A 17,270-nucleotide genomic window follows, 5' to 3' on the forward strand; every position below is an offset into this window, starting at 1 on the left:
CGACGGCAAGGAGTGTTCGACGTGAACCAGTTCGTGACGGAGTGGAACACCTGGCGCGACTCACGGAACTCGGCACTGGCGAAACCGTTCGGCTGGCTAAGCGTCGTCGGGCTGCACTGGCTCGAGGACGAATCGACCTGGACCGACGCCCCCGGCACCTTCACCGTCGACGACGGGTGGGTGACCGTGTCCCTGGACACCGGAATCAAGGCCGGTCCAGCGGCGGAGACGTTCGACCTGCTCAGCGCGGTCGGCGACGGCGGAGACGGTTCGGATTCGACTGGTTCCGGGGCTGGGACTGGGGGAGGTCCTGGGGCTGGGACTGGGGCGAACGGCGCGGGTGTGACCAACTCGGGGCCGACCCGGGCGACGAGCCCGGCCGTGCCCAGCGACACCTCGACCCTGCCGAGGGTCACGGACCAGGCCGACGCGGCGGCCGGTGCGGGCGCAGATTCTGCGGCTGGTGCGGATGGTTCTGCTGGTGCGGATGCCGGATCGGATGCCGGTTCACAAGCGACCGGCGGACACGCAGCCGTGCCCGCTCGACCTCAGGTCCGCGTCGAGGAGAACGGGTTCAGCGCGAAACTTCCGACCGGCGGATCGCTCAACTGGTTCACCGTCGGCAACGTCCTCTACGAACTCATCGACCGGGCCGGCCGCCTCGGTGTGCGTGTGCGCAATTCGAAGTCCCCGCTGTTGGGCAAGTTCTTCGAGGTTCCGGTCTTCGACCCGGACCCGGACTTCGTCTTCCTCGCCCGATTCACCCGGTTCGACCCGTTCAAGACCTACCCGATCGAAACCGCTCAAGAGGATCTGCAGCTGCAGACGCAGGCGGCGGGAATCGTCACGTTCGACACTCAGCACGGTGAGGTGAACCTGCTCGCCACCGGGTGTCCGAAGACCGGGCTCCAGCTGGACTTCCACGATTCGACGAACGGGAGCACCACCTCGGCGTGGCGGACCATCGATCTCGGAGTGCCGAATCAGGACGGGTCGCTCGTCGTCGATTTCAACCGTGCGGTGAACTACCCGTTCGCGTTCACCTCGTTCGCCACCTGCCCGGCCCCGATCGAGGGAAACGTCGTTCCCTTCGACGTCACCGCAGGTGAGCGGCGTCCCCCGTTCTTCTACTCGGAGGCCGGGATCAACGTGCCGTTCCTCTTCTACGTGTGGTGGGACGAAAACAGCGCCGAGGTGACCCGCCCCTGGTACTCACGATTCGGCCTCGACATCACCATCCTCAACCCCAACCACGACGACGGGCGGATCTCGCTGGTCGGCTTCGACGGGGTCGCCATGTCCGGTGGGGATCTGTCCCCGCTGGGGCGCAAGGCCCGGTCGCGGCTCATCGATGTCGCCACCGAAGCGCTGACCTCACGGATTCCGGTCATCGGCATCGGCGCATACTCGGCGTTCGTCATCCAGGCCCAGCGCGAGCTGCGGTCGCAGCAGGGGTATGTCGATGGCATCGAGACCGAATACTCGGCCCCCGAGGACCGGCTGCTCATCGTGATGAACAACGAACTCGACCCGAAGCAGGCCGGTTTCGACATCGTCCACACCGACGCCAGCGGGCTGCTCTACGTGGAGATGCCCTTCGACATTCCGCTCGAATCCGATCGCACCGAGGTCGAGGACTTCCAGGCTGCGATGGAATCCGGTGCCTCGATCTCGAGCTGGCAGGAATTCGACTACCGCATGGTCGCCCTCATCCGCCACCACCGCTGAGTCACTCCACTCGGATCCCCGGGCTCCCAGCGCCCGTTTCCTCCCCGAACTACCCGACGGCGGCCCAGCAACCTCGCGCGAGGTTGCTGGGCCGCCGTCAGGTAGTAATTACCAGATGGTGACTCGGGAGTCGGGGGCTAAGTACATGCCGTCGGACTCGGTCACGCCGTAGGTGTCGTGGAAGGCGGTCATGTTCTTCACGACCTGGTTGCAGCGGAACTCCTCCGGCGAATGCGGGTCGATCGACAGCCTGCGCACACGCTCCTCGGTGCGCATCTTCGACCGCCACGCCTTCGCCCACGCGGAGAAGAACGCCTTCGCCTGCTCGGGGCTCGGCGCCACCGGCACACCCGAGGTACCCGCCCGTTCGCCGAGTTCGAGCTCGAGCGCCTTCCAGCCGATCGACAGGCCGCCCAGGTCACCGATGTTCTCACCGACCGTCAGCGCTCCGTTGACATGCTGGTTGGCCTCGAGACCGGCCGGAACCAGCTCCTCATACTGGGCGATCAGCGCATTCGTGCGCTCCTCGAAGCGCTCACGATCAGCAGACGTCCACCAATCGACGAGGTTGCCGTCGCCGTCATAGCGCGAACCCTGATCGTCGAAGCCGTGCCCGATCTCGTGGCCGATGACCGCGCCGATGGCTCCGAAGTTCGCCGCCACATCACCGGAGGCGTCGAAGAACGGCGGCTGGAGGATCGCGGCCGGGAAGACGATCTCGTTCATCACCGGGTGGTAGTAGGCGTTGACCGTCTGCGGGGTCATCAGCCATTCGGTGCGGTCGATGGGTCCGCCGATCCGTTTGACCTGCCGCACATGCTCGGCCTGCGAGCAGCGACGCACATTGCCCACCAGGTCGGCGGCGTCGATCACGGCCGGGTACTCCCGCCACACCTCCGGATAGCCGACCTTCGGAGTGAACTTCGCGAGCTTGACCAGGGCGCGTTCCTTCGTCTCCTCGCTCATCCAGTCGAGTTCGCGGATCGACTTGTCATAGGCCTTGATGAGCATGCCCACGAGGTGATCGATCGCGTCCTTCGACGACGGCGGGAACTCGGCGGCGACATAGAGTTTGCCCACGGCCTCCCCGAGGTAGCCCTCGACGAGGCTGACCCCGCGCTTCCAGCGCTCCCGCAGGGCCGGGGTGCCCGACAGTGTCCGGGAGTTGAAGTCGAAGTTCTCCTCGACGAACTCATCGGAGAGCAGCGAGGCGGTGTCGGAGACGACGACGAAGCGCAGCCAGGTCTTGATGGTCTCGATATCGGTCTCCGCCCACACCTTCGCCATGCCCGTGACGAACGAGGGCTGGGAGACGACGAGGTACTTGAGATCGGCCGCCTCGGCGGTGAGGATCCCCAGGTAGGAGTCGAAGTCGAACTCGGGGCCGAGGTCGCGCAGCTGAGAGATCGAATACTTGTTATACGTCTTCTCCGCATCGCGGCAGGCCACCCGGTCCCAGTGGTGTCGGGCGAGTTCGGTCTCGAACGCCATCACCTTGGCGGCCACCTCGGCATCAGTGATCCCGGACTTCTCCCCGAGACCGGCCAGGGCCGCGATCTTCTGCACATGCGCGAGGAACTTCGCGCGCACCTCGGCGTGGTCGTCGTTGAAGTAGTAGTCCTCATCGGGCAGGGAGATCCCGGCCTGGACGAGGTAGAGGGCGTAGACGTCGGAGTCCTTCGCATCGGCGGTGACGTACCCGCCGAGCACTCCGCCGATGCCTTCGGTCTCGAGTCGGGCGAGCGTTGCGGCGAGCTCGGACTTGTCCTCGGCGGCGTCGATGGCGGCGAACGTCGAGGCCAGCGGGGCGACGCCGAGGGCGTTGATGCGCTCGACGTCCATGAACGAGGTGAACAGGTCGGCGACCTTCTGCCCCTCGGACCCGGGCTCCTGCGCAGTGTCCGACACGGAGGTGATGATGTCGCGGACCTTCGTCTCGGCGGTGTCGAAGAGCTCACGCATGGCTCCGTCGCCGGCCCGGTCGTCGGGGATCGTGAACGAGTCGATCCACTCGCCGTTGATGTGCTGGTACAGGTCGTCGGCGGGCCTGATCGAGGTCTGTGAGGTTTCAGAAGTCATGGCCCCACAGTATCGTGATCAGTGCCCCGTACGCCCCGCCCGAGGAGGACCGCATGAGTCTGGCATCCGTCGTTTTCGTGTGCACCGGCAACATCTGCCGGTCCGTCACCGCCGAACGTGTGCTCGTGCATCACTTGGCCGAGACCGGCGCCGAGGCGGTCGTCGACTCCGCCGGGATCAGCGACGAGGAGGCCGGCAACCCCATCGACCCTCGTCAGGCTCGTGTGCTCGCCGCCGCCGGCTACCGCACCGACGATCACATCGCCCGGCAGATCACGGCCGAATGGTTGGCGCAGCGCGATCTGGCGGTCGCGATGACCGCCCGCCACTACCGTGCGCTGCAGCGGATGATCTCAGGTCTTCCCGCCGAGGCGGCCCCGGAGCTGCGGATGCTGCGCGAATTCGATCCGCGGGTGGCCGTCTCGGCCCGAGGCGCGGGAGCCGATGGGACCGCGGTGGCCGCAGGGGAGGTCAGCGCCGCCTCGGCGGGGGACGACGACATCCCCGCCCCCGATGTCGAGGATCCCTGGTACGGGGAATTCAAGCATTTCGAAGAAACTCTTGAGACAATTGAAGTATCCGTGCCGGGAATCACGGATCGTCTGCGCACGCTGGCCGCGAAATCTCAGTGATACTGGTAAGCACAAGCTCGCTGACACGATCGAAATCGCAGGTACGCCTCGAAGGAGAAACTCTCATGACTCGTCTCATGACACGACAGAACTGGTCCGCTCTCAGGCTGGGCTTCGCCGCCCTGCTGGTGGCCGCGATGAGCGTGTTCGCTTTCGCTCCAGCCGCCAGTGCGCATGATCAGCTGGTGTCGTCGAACCCCGAGGACGGTGCCGAGCTCGACCAGCAGCCCAAATGGCTCGAGATGACCTTCTCCGGCGACATCCAGGAAGTCGGCTCCGAGGTCAAGGTCGTCGTCGACGGCAAAGACGTCTCCGCAGGTGAGCTGACCGTTGAGGGCAAGAAGCTCAGCGTCGCTCTGCCCGACGATCTCAAGCCCGGCGATTACACGGTCACCTGGCGCGTGGTGTCGCAGGACGGCCACCCGATCTCCGGCGACTACTCGTTCGTTATCAAGGATTCCGAAGGGGCCGGCGGTGAGGTCAAGGAGTCGTCCGGAGAGTCGACGAAGGCCGGGCTCGGCGGCGGAGTCGTCGACGAACCGGGCAAGGACACCGAGGATCGCGGCGAGATCGGCGAATCCACCGGCGGCGACTCCGGAATGTCGATGCCGATGATCGTGCTGCTGTCCGTGGGCGGCCTGGCCATCATCGTCATCGTCGTCCTGCTCATGCGCCGCAAGTCCCAGGGACTGCCCGGAACCAAGGACAACTGAGTCAGCAGTCCGGTGACCGACGCAGCACGTCTGTCACGAGGCCCCGAACGCGAAGAGCGTTCGGGGCCTCGGTCGTACCTGCGAGGCGGGCGAGCCTGGCTGCGGAACATAAGTCCCTAGAGATTTTCGTTTATTGCGAATATCATTGACACATGACGGCCTCCGACGAGAAGACCACGTTTCCCGCGAAGCATTCGGAGTATGCCCGAATGCGGGAGATGCTTCGATCGAATTCATCTCTGACTCTCGGGGCCGGAGGAGCGGACTTCGTGGCCGTCCCTGACGAAGTCGCCGAGATATTGGACAGTGTGCTTTCAGTGCTTGAGAACGGTGACGCTGTCGCCGTATCGCATCGGAGTCAGTCCCTGACCACCCAACAGGCGGCCGAGACTCTGGCAATCTCACGGCCGACGTTGATCAAGTATCTGGAACAAGGCGAGATTCCGTATGAGATGCGAGGGCGGCACCGGAGAGTGCTGCTTCGGGATGTCCTCGAGTTTCAAAGCAGGAACCGTATTCGCCGGCGAGAGCGCCTCGACGCGATGGAGGACGATGTGGACGACTATCGACCGGTTCGAGACGCGGGATTCTCGGAGACGCGGTGACCGCAGTCAAGGTGTTGATTGACGCCTGCGTGCTGATTCCGATCAACTTATGTGACGTCTTTCTGCGCCTGGCTGAGGCTGACCACTGGCGGGTCTTGGCCGAAGTCAGGCATTCGATGCCGAGCGAAATCTTCCGCACCGGTGAGTGAGTAGCTCTCTTGTGGAGTGAGCCAGGAGTGTACGCCGTCAGGGCGTGAAGCGCAGGAGGCGGTCGTCGTCCGGGCCGGGCTCTCCGCGGCCGTCGGTGTTGTTCGTCAGTACGAGCAGCGACCCGTCGGGTGCCTCGACCACATCGCGCAGTCGCCCGTAATCACCGGTCCACAGTTGCGACGATGACGCCAGGTCATCAAGCGGCACCCGGTGCAGCCGCTGCCCGCGGAGTCCGGCGATGAGGATGCTGTCCTCGGTGACGGCCAGTCCGGACGGGCTCGCTTGGTCGGGTGACCACTGCTGCACCGGATCGATGAAATCGCCGGCACCGCCGCCCGAGTCACCGCCGCCCGAGCCGTCACCTGCACCGTCATCCTCGGCGATGCCTTCGACCTCGGGCCAGCCGTAGTTGCCGCCGGCTTCGATGACGTTGAGCTCATCCCACGTGTCCTGCCCGAATTCCGAGGCATACATCGTGCCCTCGTCGTCCCACCCGATGCCCTGCGGGTTCCTATGTCCCATGCTGAAGACGAGCGAATCGCCGAACGGATTGTCGTCGGGTGCCTCGCCATCGGGTGTCATGCGCAGAATCTTTCCCGACAGCGCCTGCTCATCCTGGGCACTGTCGCGATCGCCCGTATCGCCGAGCGTGGCATAGAGCATCCCGTCGGGGCCGAATGCCAACCGCCCGCCGTTGTGGAAGTTCGCCGTCGGCAGTCCGTCGAGGATCGTCTCCTCCTCACCCAGGGACAGGTCCCCGGCCTCGCCGAGGAGGTCGAACCTGACGATCCGATTCTCTGTCCCAGCGGCGAAGAAGGCATAGAGTCGGTCATCGTCGACGGCGAGACCGTGGAGGCCGGCCTCACCCGAGGCCGAGGCATCATCGATCCGGCCGACCTCACGAACGTCTCCACCTGCGGAGACTTCGAGGATACGACCCGAATCGCGTTCGCTGACCAGCATGGTCTGCCCGACGAAGGCGATCGACCACGGGGATTCGAGCCCGGTGGCAACAACCTCAGGAGAGTCCGCACCCGCCGTGGACCCGGCGTCGGCTGATCCGGACCCAGCGCTCGCCGAGGCGGCCCCCGACTCCGACCCGCCCCGACCGTTAGTCTCGTCGGAGTCCGAATCCGAGGAACAGGCGCTGAGGACGACGGCCAGGGACAGTGTGGCACCGGTGAGAAGCCGCCCGGTTCGGCGCTGTGGTGAGGTGGTCATGCTCTCTCCTTCATCGCGGAGTCCGGTTGCACAAGACTATCCGTCGGCAGCCCTCGAATTGAACCGTCTGCCGCCGACTGTGACCGTCTGCCCAGGAACAGACCAGGAATAGAACCGTCTGCCCGGACTGTTGCCACAGGTGAATGAAGTCGTGTGATCGCGCTCTGCGGTCGCACTGCATACCCACCGAAGGAGCCCCCGCCTTGTCCGTTCCATTGAACATCCTCGATCTCGTCTCCATCCGGGAAGGATCGAACGCCCGCGACGCCATCGCCGAATCGATGACGAACGCGCAGCTCGCCGACGAATTGGGATATCAGCGCCTGTGGTTCGCCGAGCACCACAACACGATGGGCCTGGCCGCCAGCGCCACGGCCCTGCTCATCTCGCAGGCCGCCTCGGTGACGGAGACGATCCGGGTCGGCTCTGGTGGTGTCATGCTGCCCAACCATGCCCCGCTCATGGTCGCCGAACAGTATGGAACGCTCGCGAACATCCACGGTGAGCGCATCGACTTGGGCCTCGGCCGTGCCCCCGGCACGGATGGGATGACCGCGCAGGCGCTCGCCCGGTCCTCGGCCGAACCGCAGGACTTCGCGCAGAACATCTATGACATGCAGGGCTGGTTCTCCGAGACCGGTCAGGCGCACACCATGCCGATCAAGTCGGCGGTCTCGGCGGGGATGAACGTGCCCATCTGGGTGCTCGGATCGACGATGAACGGCGCCTCGATCGCCGGTCAGCTGGGTCTGCCGTTCTCCCTGGCCTCGCACTTCGCGCCCGACCAGATCGACATCGCGATCAAGACCTACCGCGATTCGTTCACCACCGATGCCCCGACCGCGCAGATCGACCAGCCCTATGTCATGGCCGGGATCAACGTCATGGTCGCCGACACCGACGCCGAGGCGGCCCGCCAGTTCACCTCGGTCCAGCAGATGTTCAACGACATGCGCACCGGCCGCCGCCGCAATCTGCAGCCCCCGGTCGACCCGACCGAGATCGATGCGCAGGGCGGAACCAGCCCGATGCTGTCCATCAGCGCCGTCGGCTCACCGGATACCGCGACTGTGCAGATGGCCGAATTCGTCGAACGCACCGGCGCCGACGAACTCATCACCGTCACCTACGCGTTTGACCCCGAGGTGCAGCGCCGGTCGCTCACGCTGCTCGCCGACGCCTGGTTCTGAGGCTCGGAGCCGTGTCCGCGTGGCGGCGCGCTGAGCTGGGAACTGCCTACTCCAGCACCCGGACATAGTTGGAGAGTCCGGGCTCGGTGTCGGTGAGCGTGTGGGCGGTGGACAGGATCGTCGACTCCATCGCCGAGGCGGCCCTCGTCGCTCGCACGTCCGCGCGCGTGGCGAGGCTGACCGTGCGCGGCAGCCGCGGGTCGACCAGTGGGACTGAATCGAGCAGGGGCCGGTCGACGAGGACCATCGCGGGGACGATCGCGACCCCGAGACCGCGTTCGACGAACCGCAGCGCCGCATCCATCTCCACGCCCTCGACGACGACCCGGGGGCTCAGCCCGGCTGAGTCGAACGCTGAGGAGGTCGCCTCCCTGAGGTCGTAGCCGTGATGGAACAGGACCTGGGGGCGGTCGGCCACCTCGGCGAGGGTGATCCGATCGGTCTGCGCGCGGCCCGAGGTGAGCAGATCGGAACCGGCGGCGGCGATGACGACGAGATCCTCGGCGAGGATCCCGCGCAGGCTGAGCCTGGGCATCTGCGGGGCGAGGTCGAAGGTGCGAGTGATGAGCGCGAGGTCGAGCTCGCCGCCGGCCAGGGCCTCGATGAGCTCACGGGACCCCTTCTCCACGAGCTCGAGTTCGACGCCGGGATGGGCGGTGTGGAACCGACTGATCGCCTCGGCCACGAGGCTCACGCACAGGGTCGGGGTCGCGCCCAGCCGGACGCGACCGCGCCGCAGACCGGCGAGCTCATCCATGTCACGGCGGACCGCCTCGGCGTCGGCGAGCATGCGTTTCGCCGTCGGCAGCAGGGTCGCTCCGGCATCCGTGAGCGTGATGTGACCATGCGCGCGGTGGAAGAGCTCGGCCCCGAGCTCCTTCTCCAGCGTCGAGATCTGCCTCGACAGTGACGGTTGGGCCAGGTGAAGCGTTGCGGCGGCTTTCGTGAAATGGCCGGTGGCGGCCACCTCGGCGAAACTCCGCAGCTGTTCGAGGTTCATGAGCGCTCTCTCTGCAGGTCAGACATGCAGATAGCATATCTCTATCGAGTTGACTCGAACAATGCATTGGACGTATGGAGTGGGCGGTTCCATAGTGGAATTCATGAACACCACACAGGGCGGATCCCGCCGAAAAGAACACTCCATCTCCACCTCGGTGCTGGTCATCGGAACCGGCGGATCGGGTCTGCGGGCCGCGATCGAGGTCGCCGAATCAGGCGCCGACGTCCTCGCGGTCGGCAAACGTCCGAAAGAGGACGCGCACACCTCCCTGGCCGCCGGCGGCATCAACGCAGCCCTGGCGACGATGGACCCGGACGACACGTGGGCCCAGCATGCGGCCGACACGATCAAGGAATCCTATGACCTCGCCAACCCCCGCACCGTCGAAATCGTCACCCAGGGAGCAGCCGAAGGCATCGCTGACCTGGAGCGATATGGAATGGACTTTCAGAAGGAGGACGACGGTCGGATCTCTCAGCGCTTCTTCGGCGCCCACACCTGGCGTCGCACCGCTTTCGCCGGCGACTACACGGGGCTGGAAATCCAGCGCACCCTCATTCGTCGCGCCGAAGCCTTAGAGATTCCGATCCTCGATCGCGTCTACATCACGAAGCTGCTGGTGGCCGACGGCCGCATCTTCGGCGCCTATGGCTTCGACGTCATCGACGGCACCGGCTACCGGATCTACGCCGACGCCGTCATCCTCGCCGCCGGCGGACACAACCGGATCTGGCGGCGGACCTCCTCGCGCCGGGACGAGAACACCGGCGACTCCTTCCGCCTGGCCGCCGAAGCCGGGGCTCGGCTGCGCGATGCCGAACTCGTCCAGTTCCACCCGTCTGGCATCCTCGAACCCGAGAACGCGGCAGGTACGTTGGTCTCCGAGGCGGCCCGCGGCGAGGGCGGGATCCTGCGCAATGGCTTGGGGGAGCGGTTCATGGAACGCTACGACCCGCAGCGGATGGAGCTGTCCACCCGTGACCGGGTGGCGCTGGCCGCCTACACGGAGATCGCCGAGGGCCGCGGCACCGAGAACGGGGGAGTGTGGCTTGATGTCTCCCACCTGCCGCGCGAGACGATCATGAGCCGGCTGCCCCGGGTGTTCCAGACACTCATGGAGACGCAGATGCTCGACATCACGGCCTCGCCGATAGAGATCGCCCCGACCGCGCACTATTCGATGGGCGGAGTGTGGGTCGACCCTGTCGATCACAGCACCGACGTCGAGGGACTGTGGGCCATCGGCGAGGCCTCGTCGGGTCTGCACGGGGCGAATCGGTTGGGCGGGAACTCGCTCATCGAGCTCCTCGTCTTCGGCCGCATCGTCGGACGGTCCGCCGTTGCGTACTCCGATTCGCTGGAGGCGCAGGTGCGGTCGCATGCCGCGGTGACCGAGGCCAGAGCCGAGATCTCCGATCTGCTGGCATCCGAGGGCACGGAGAACGTGCGTGCCCTGCAGCGCGAGGTCCGCAACCTCATGACCGAACACGCCGGAGTCGTCCGTGACGAGGCCGGACTCTTGGCTGGACTGGAGAAGCTCGCCGGCATCGAGGCGCGGATGGGGTCTGTGGGTATTCATCCCGACATTGCCGGTTTCGCCGACCTCTCCCATGCCTTCGACCTGCGGTCGTCGGTGCTCGCGGCCCGGGCGACGCTCGAATGCGCCCTGGAGAGGAGGGAGACCCGCGGCTGCCACAACCGCAGCGACTACCCCGAGATCGATCCGGAGCTCACGGTCAATCTCGTCTGGTCGCCGTCGGCCGGAGTCGTCCGCGAGTCGATCCCAGCGGTCTCAGCAGACGTCGCAGCCCTCATGCACTCCGACGAAATCAGCCAAGAAGGCAAACTCGTCGAATAATTACTACCCGACGGCGGCGCAGCAACCTCGCGCGAGGTTGCTGCGCCGCCGTCAGGTAGTTCCGGGGAGGGGTGAGGTTCAGCGATCAGTTGATGCTCCTGTGCCCGTTGGGCCGAGTCGTTGGCGGTGCCTTTCCGTGTGCCGTATGCTGACAGGTCAGTCGATGCACCGACGACACCGACCTGCAAGTGAGCCACACGAGCGAAAGGTGAAGACATGACTGACAGCGACAAATCTCAAGACCGGAGCCCGGTGCCCGATCAGGCGGAGGCCAACGCCTTCTTCCCGAGCCCGTACTCGCTCTCCCAGTACACGTCGAGCAGGACCGACTTCGACGGCCTCGTCACCGAGGAGACATACACTGGCGGGAAGTGGAAGATCCTCACGATCGCCACCGACGAGCGGTACATGCTCATGAGGAATGGCATGTTCTTCTCCACCGGCAACCATCCCGTCGAGACGCTGTTGCCACTCCACCACATGGCTGAGGCCGGCTACGAGATCGATGTGGCCACCGTCAGCGGCGGGCCCGGAAAATTCGAATGGTGGGCCTACCCCGGGCAGGACGAGGCCATCGCCTCCGCGTGGTCGAGCACCGAGACGAAATTCAAGGCTCCGCTGAGGCTCTCCGACGTCATCGCGAACGGCCTCGACGACTACGCCGCGATCTTCATCCCGGGCGGTCACGGTGCCATGAACGTCATCCCCTTCGACCGGGACGTGCAGGCTGCCCTGGACTTCTTCCTAGACAACGACAGGCTCATCATCACTCTCTGTCATGGTCCGGCGGCATTGTTGGCCGCGGGTCTCGGTCGCTCCACGAATCCCTTTGCCGACTATCGTGTCACTGCGTTCCCGGACGCACTCGACTTCGGCGCGAACATCGACATCGGCTATCTACCTGGCGAGATGCCGTGGGCTCTCGGCGAGACGTTGAAGAAGGACGGCATCGAGATCATCAACGATGAGATGACCGGTGCCACCACACGCGACCGCAACCTCCTGACCGGGGACAGTCCGCTTGCGGCGCATCAGCTCGGAAAAGAGTCTGTGATCGCGCTCCTGGAGAGTTTCGGCAGCTGAGACCTTCGCCGTTCAGCGTTCTGCCAGACGACCGTAACGTCACTGAATGCGCACTGCTGTGGGCGCATTCAGCGACGTCACGGTGATTCAGAGACGCGGCCGACGGCGGTTCAGCAAACTGGCGCAAGATTGCTGAACCGCCGTCGGCTAGTTGTGGGAGGGGCGCGGGTTCAGCGTTCTGTCAGCCGGGGTCAGGATAATCGTGACCAGCCGCCCACTTGATCACTTTCGGAAGGACCATGGACGACTATCGAAGTCCCGGCTGGGACATCACCTTCAGCACCTCAGAACAATTCAATAGCGCGCGGGCAGACGCTTTGCGAGCACAGAGCGCGCGGGCAGGTGGTCGCCGTTGACCTGGCTGCTTTCACTTCTCGTCGGCCTCCTCGTCGTCCTCCTCATCACGGTGGCCACTGGCTACTTCGTGGCGCAGGAATTCGCCTATATGGCCGTCGACCGCTCCCGCCTCGCCGCTCGTTCGGCCTCCGGTGATCGCGCCGCGGACCGAGCCCTGTCCATCACCCGCCGCACCTCCTTCATGCTCTCCGGCGCGCAGCTGGGCATCACCGTCACCGGTCTGCTCGTCGGCTACGTCGCCGAACCGCTCATCGGCACAGCCGTCGGCGAGGCCCTGGGAGGCACCCCGATCCCTGCCGGCACAGGCATCCTCATCGGCACTGTCCTCGCCCTGCTCGTCTCGACGCTCATCCAGATGCTCTTCGGCGAACTGTTCCCGAAGAACCTGGCCATCGCCCGCCCCGAGGCGCTCGCCACCTGGCTCGCGCGCTCGACCTCGATCTATCTGACCCTGTTCGGCTGGCTCATCACGATCTTCGACAAAGCCTCGAATGCCCTGCTGCGCGTCCTCGGCATCGAACCGGTCCACGACGTCGATCATTCGGCCACCCGCCGCGACCTCAAGCACATCGTCGCCGAATCCCGGGAGGGCGGCGAGATCGTCGACGACGATTCGCTCATGCTCGACCGCATCCTCGACTTCCCGGCCCAGACGGTCGCCCACGCCACGGTGCGGCGCTCACGCGTCGACGTCATCGACATCGACACGCCCCTGGACGAGGTGCGCGAACTGATGAGCCGAGGCCACTCCCGCTACCCCGTGCTCGACGCCGACGATCAGGTGATCGGTACGATCGACCTCCTCGACGTCCTCGCCGAGGCGGGGCCGGGCACCCGCGAAAACGTCGCCGAGGAGGCACCGGGCTCCACGGGCACCTCCACCGCGACCGGGGTTCGCTCCCTCCTGCGCGACCCGGTCTTCGTGCCGGAATCCCTCCCACTGCCGGACGCGGTGGCCACGCTGTTCGAACGCGGAGAGCAGATGGCCTGCGTCGTCGACGAATACGGCGGCTTCGCCGGAATCCTGACGATGGAGGACCTCGGCGAGGAACTCGTCGGTGACATCGCCGACGAACACGACCACACCGTCGACGAACTCGTCGAGACCGGAGACGGCACCTGGCAGGCCCCCGGGACCATCCCTCTCGACGAGGCAGCCCGCGTCCTTCAACGCGAACTGCCGGCCACCTCGGCGCAGACCTTGTCGGGACTCGTCATCGAACATCTCCGCGGATTCCCCGAGGTGGGCGACCGGGTCGCGATCGAACTGCCGATCGATCCCGCCGACCTCAGCGAACACGACACCCCGGAGACCGAGCGCCTCGTCATCGACGTCGTCGAAGTGGCCACGCATGTGCCCGCGCGGCTGCGGGTCGGAATCGAGGTGGAACGATGAGCAATTTCTGGGTCATCACCGCGATCACGATCGCCATCATCGGGCTGAGCGCGTTCTTCGTCGCCGTCGAATTCGCGCTCATCGCCGCCAAACGCCACCGCCTCGAAGACGCCGCCGTCGATAGCCGCTCAGCGAGGGCTGCCCTGCGCAGCTCGACCGAGCTGTCGGTGCTTTTGGCCGGATCGCAGCTGGGCATCACGGCGTGTACTTTGGCGCTCGGGGCGATCACGAAACCGGCCGTCCACCACTGGATCACCCCGGTCGCCGAAGCGCTCGGCCTGCCGCTGTGGATCGCCGACATCATCGGCTTCGTCCTCGCCCTCATCGTCGTCACCTTCCTCCACCTCGTCGTCGGTGAGATGGCGCCGAAGTCGTGGGCGGTGGCGCATCCGGAACGCTCGGCGATCATGCTGGCGCTGCCGATGCGAGCGTTCATGTTCCTCACCCGCCCGCTGCTGCATGTGCTCAACAACGCTGCGAACGCGTGCCTGCGCCTCGCGCGGGTCGAACCTGTCGACGAGGTCGATCAGGCGCATACGCCGGAGGACCTGAGGCAGCTGCTTCAGCATTCGGCGCAGGCGGGAACCTTGGAGAAAGAGTCCTCGGAGGCTCTGCTCGGCGCCCTCGACCTCACCCGGCTCAGCCTCGACGAGCTCGTGGCCGGTCGCCCGGAGCCGACAGCCGTCGGTCCGGCAGCGACTGCGGGTGAGGTGCGCGAGGCGTCGCGCCGTGACCGACACCGTCGCATCCTCGTCCGCGCCGAGGCTGATGGTCGGCTGAGTCATGTGGTGCATGTCCGGGATGTGCTCGGACTCGCCGAGGATGCTCCCGCCACCGAGGCGGCCCGTCCCGTCACCGTCGTGGACGGATCGATGACCGTGGTGCGGGCGTTCGCGACGATGCGCGACGTGGGCACGCAGCTGGCCTTGGTGGAGAGGGCCGACGGCGGCCACGCGGTCGTCACCGTCACCGACGTGCTCACCCACCTGCTCACCACCGTTCAAGAGCCCTCCCCAACCTGACCACACCCTAATTACTACCCCACGGCGGCCCAGCAACCTCGCGCCAGGTTGCTGGGCCGCCGTCGGGTAGTTCGAAAAGTTAGATGCATGCATCAATGTATGCATCTGATACCGTGGGCCCGTGAATGATTTGCTGACACTGCCCTGGCAGCGCATCGACGACTCCGCTCCGATCGCCGTTCGGATGGCCGCGGCGACCGCCCGGGAGATCATCGAAGGCCGACACGAACCCGGCGACCTCCTCATCGAGTCCGACCTCGCCGCCGCGCACAACGCCAGTCGCACTCCCGCCCGGGAGGCGATGCTCCAGCTCGAACGCTGGCGCCTCGTCCGCCTCGTCCCCAAGAAGGGCGCGCTCGTGACCACCGTGACGGGCAAGGAGCGCCGCGACCTGCTCGCCGTGCGCTCGATGTTCGAGATCGACGCCGTCGAGACACTGTCCGACAGCGGCGACCTCACCGCTCTGGCCGCCGATCTGCGCACCCTGCTCGGCGAGCAGAGGAAGGCCCTTGACGCGGGCGATCCGCTCGGCTTCGCCAGCGCCGACTACGCCTTCCACGCCCGCCTCATCCGCAGCGGCGACAACGCCATCGTCACCGAGATGCTCACCACCATGGGCCCGCGCCTGGCCCGCCTGACCTTCCAGGTCGCCATCGACGCGCCGCACACCCTCGACACGCTCCTGACCGAGCACGAAACTCTCACCGACCGCGCCGAGTCGGGCGACGCAGAAGGCTTCGCCCGACTCGTCCGCGCCCACATCGAAGGCTCCCACTTCCCGCAGTCCCGCTGAGGAGGACCATGACCGCTTACCCCTCGACCTTCACGAACGACACCGCCGCCGAGGCAGTCCCCACAGGGGACCGGAATAGCCACGCCGAGGCGGCCCCCGCCACGGACATCGAAACGACGGTTCCTAACCCTGCCCGGTCCCACCTCGGCCAGGTGGCTCCCGATCGTGGGCCGCAGCGGCCACGACGACCACGGGCGTGGCTGCGGGTGGCCCCGGCGATGTTCCTGCTCGCGTGGGGCGGCAATCATTTCACCCCGCTCGTGCACATGTATGAGGAGGACGGCGGCTACGCCATCTGGCAGGCGAACCTGCTGCTGGGCATGTACGTGGGCGGACTCATTCCGGGACTGTTGGTCGCCTCGGCGCTGTCGGATCGGCATGGACGCAAACCGGTCCTCATCGCCGGATCGCTCGCCGCGATCGCCGGCAGCCTCGGCCTCGGGGTCGGTTTCGATCTGTTCTGGCTGCTCTGCCTGGGCAGGGTGCTCGCGGGGATCGGCGTCGGGGTGGCGATGTCGGTGGGCACGAGCTGGATCAAGGAGCTCTCGGCCCCGCCGTTCGATCACCGGGCCGGAATCACCGCCGGCGCCCGGCGTCCTTCGCTGACGCTGACTTTGGGGTTTGCCATGGGCGCGGCGGTCACCGGGTGCCTGGCCCAATGGGGGCCGGTGCCCGAAGTCGTGCCCTACGCGGTGCACGGAGTGCTCAACCTCGCCGCACTGATCCTGGTGATCTTCGCGCCGGAATCGATGCCTCGCGACCAACGGGCAGCAGGCCATTGGTGGCACGGTCTGCGCGTTCCGCTCATCGCGCATCGGACGTTCCTGCGACTGATCGTGCCGGCCGCGCCCTGGGTGTTCGGTGCCGCCGGCGTCGCCTATGCCGTGATGCCGGCGATCGTGCAGGCAGAGCTGGGGGAGTGGACGACGATGTACGCCACGGTGCTCACCGTCGTCACGCTCGGAGCCGGTGCGCTGGTGCAGAACATCGTGCCGTGGATCAACCGACTGACCGGCGGGCGGGCGCTCGTCGTCGGACTCGGGCTGATGACCGTGGGTATGGGGCTCGGGGCGGTGGCCGCACTTCTGGCGGACCCGATCCTCGCGTTCATCGTGGCGATCGTGCTCGGTGTCGCCTACGGAATCTGTGTGGTCTCGGGGCTCATCATCGTCCAGGCCATCGCCACACCGCAGGAGCTCGCCGGCATCACCGGGGTCTACTATTCGCTGGCGTACTCCGGGTTTCTGCTGCCCACGGTGCTCGCCGCCCTGCTGCTCGTGCTGTCGTACACGGTGTCCTTGGCGGCCGTGGCGGTCATCTGCCTGGCCTGCCTCTCAGCAGTCGCCCTATCCACAAAACACCCCTAATTGCTACCCGACGGCGGCCCAGCAACCTGGCGCCAGGTTGCTGGGCCGCCGTCGGGTAGCAATAGGAGAGGTC

The 17,270-nt window shown here is 66.2% G+C and carries 15 protein-coding genes; 12 read left to right on the forward strand and 3 right to left on the reverse strand.

Annotation, left to right across the window (positions count from 1 at the left end):
• Positions 1-21 precede the first annotated feature (21 nt).
• Positions 22-1,728 carry a DUF1684 domain-containing protein gene (locus QYM46_RS02620; protein WP_248279087.1) on the forward strand — a complete coding sequence of 569 codons (1,707 nt, stop codon included), beginning with the start codon at positions 22-24 and terminating at the stop codon, positions 1,726-1,728.
• Positions 1,729-1,836: 108 nt separating this feature from the next.
• Here QYM46_RS02620 and QYM46_RS02625 read toward each other — a convergent pair whose 3' ends face one another.
• Entirely contained in the window at positions 1,837-3,807 is a 1,971-nt protein-coding gene (locus tag QYM46_RS02625) for a M13 family metallopeptidase (RefSeq protein ID WP_432790735.1), read from the reverse strand.
• A 53-nt stretch (positions 3,808-3,860) separates the two neighbouring features.
• Between QYM46_RS02625 and QYM46_RS02630 the strand changes: the two genes are divergently transcribed.
• The 4 genes from QYM46_RS02630 (at position 3,861) to QYM46_RS02645 (ending at position 5,906) form a co-directional block, all read left to right on the forward strand.
• Complete coding sequence (locus QYM46_RS02630) at positions 3,861-4,439, forward strand: low molecular weight protein-tyrosine-phosphatase (RefSeq protein WP_169251229.1); 579 nt, start codon at positions 3,861-3,863, stop codon at positions 4,437-4,439.
• 65 nt (positions 4,440-4,504) lie between these two features.
• Complete coding sequence (locus QYM46_RS02635; protein WP_432790736.1) at positions 4,505-5,152, forward strand: copper resistance CopC family protein; 648 nt, start codon at positions 4,505-4,507, stop codon at positions 5,150-5,152.
• Positions 5,153-5,304: 152 nt separating this feature from the next.
• A complete protein-coding gene (locus tag QYM46_RS02640) occupies positions 5,305-5,757 on the forward strand; it encodes a helix-turn-helix domain-containing protein (protein WP_432790737.1) in 453 nt (150 codons plus the stop codon).
• Complete coding sequence (locus QYM46_RS02645; protein WP_432790738.1) at positions 5,754-5,906, forward strand: hypothetical protein; 153 nt, start codon at positions 5,754-5,756, stop codon at positions 5,904-5,906. Before QYM46_RS02640 ends, QYM46_RS02645 begins: the two co-directional genes overlap by 4 nt.
• A 37-nt stretch (positions 5,907-5,943) precedes the next feature.
• On the opposite strand, the gene QYM46_RS02650 is transcribed toward QYM46_RS02645, so the two are convergent.
• Positions 5,944-7,128: a PQQ-dependent sugar dehydrogenase gene (locus QYM46_RS02650; protein WP_432790739.1), complete on the reverse strand. Its 1,185-nt coding sequence runs from the start codon at positions 7,126-7,128 to the stop codon at positions 5,944-5,946.
• A gap of 203 nt (positions 7,129-7,331) precedes the next feature.
• Between QYM46_RS02650 and QYM46_RS02655 the strand changes: the two genes are divergently transcribed.
• Positions 7,332-8,318, forward strand: a complete 987-nt coding sequence (locus QYM46_RS02655) for an LLM class flavin-dependent oxidoreductase (RefSeq protein WP_432790740.1) — start codon at positions 7,332-7,334, stop codon at positions 8,316-8,318.
• A gap of 46 nt (positions 8,319-8,364) precedes the next feature.
• Here the strand turns inward: QYM46_RS02655 and QYM46_RS02660 are convergent, their stop codons facing one another.
• Positions 8,365-9,318, reverse strand: a complete 954-nt coding sequence (locus QYM46_RS02660; protein ID WP_432790741.1) for a LysR family transcriptional regulator — start codon at positions 9,316-9,318, stop codon at positions 8,365-8,367.
• A gap of 103 nt (positions 9,319-9,421) precedes the next feature.
• Here QYM46_RS02660 and QYM46_RS02665 point away from each other — a divergent pair, with 103 nt between their 5' ends.
• The 6 genes from QYM46_RS02665 to QYM46_RS02690 all read left to right on the forward strand — a co-directional run bounded on the left by QYM46_RS02665 (position 9,422) and on the right by QYM46_RS02690 (position 17,197).
• Positions 9,422-11,179, forward strand: coding sequence for an FAD-dependent oxidoreductase (locus QYM46_RS02665; protein WP_432790742.1), 1,758 nt, complete (start codon positions 9,422-9,424; stop codon positions 11,177-11,179).
• Positions 11,180-11,395: 216 nt separating this feature from the next.
• Positions 11,396-12,262, forward strand: a complete 867-nt coding sequence (gene hchA, locus QYM46_RS02670) for a glyoxalase III HchA (RefSeq protein WP_169251234.1) — start codon at positions 11,396-11,398, stop codon at positions 12,260-12,262.
• Positions 12,263-12,614: 352 nt separating this feature from the next.
• Complete coding sequence (locus QYM46_RS02675; RefSeq protein WP_432790743.1) at positions 12,615-14,015, forward strand: hemolysin family protein; 1,401 nt, start codon at positions 12,615-12,617, stop codon at positions 14,013-14,015.
• Positions 14,012-15,037 (forward strand): CNNM domain-containing protein, encoded by a 1,026-nt coding sequence (locus tag QYM46_RS02680; RefSeq protein ID WP_432790744.1) that lies wholly within the window; start codon positions 14,012-14,014, stop codon positions 15,035-15,037. The genes QYM46_RS02675 and QYM46_RS02680 overlap by 4 nt, the downstream gene beginning before the upstream one ends.
• Before the next feature lie 121 nt (positions 15,038-15,158).
• On the forward strand, positions 15,159-15,830 hold the full coding sequence (locus QYM46_RS02685) for a GntR family transcriptional regulator (protein ID WP_167193705.1): 672 nt from the start codon (positions 15,159-15,161) through the stop codon (positions 15,828-15,830).
• A gap of 8 nt (positions 15,831-15,838) precedes the next feature.
• The gene (locus tag QYM46_RS02690) at positions 15,839-17,197 is read left to right on the forward strand and encodes an MFS transporter (RefSeq protein WP_432790745.1); all 1,359 of its coding nucleotides are present in this window, start codon (positions 15,839-15,841) and stop codon (positions 17,195-17,197) included.
• Positions 17,198-17,270: the final 73 nt, after the last annotated feature.

The sequence above is a fragment of the Brevibacterium sp. K11IcPPYGO002 genome, assembly GCF_050920635.1.
In the GTDB taxonomy this organism is placed as follows: domain Bacteria; phylum Actinomycetota; class Actinomycetes; order Actinomycetales; family Brevibacteriaceae; genus Brevibacterium.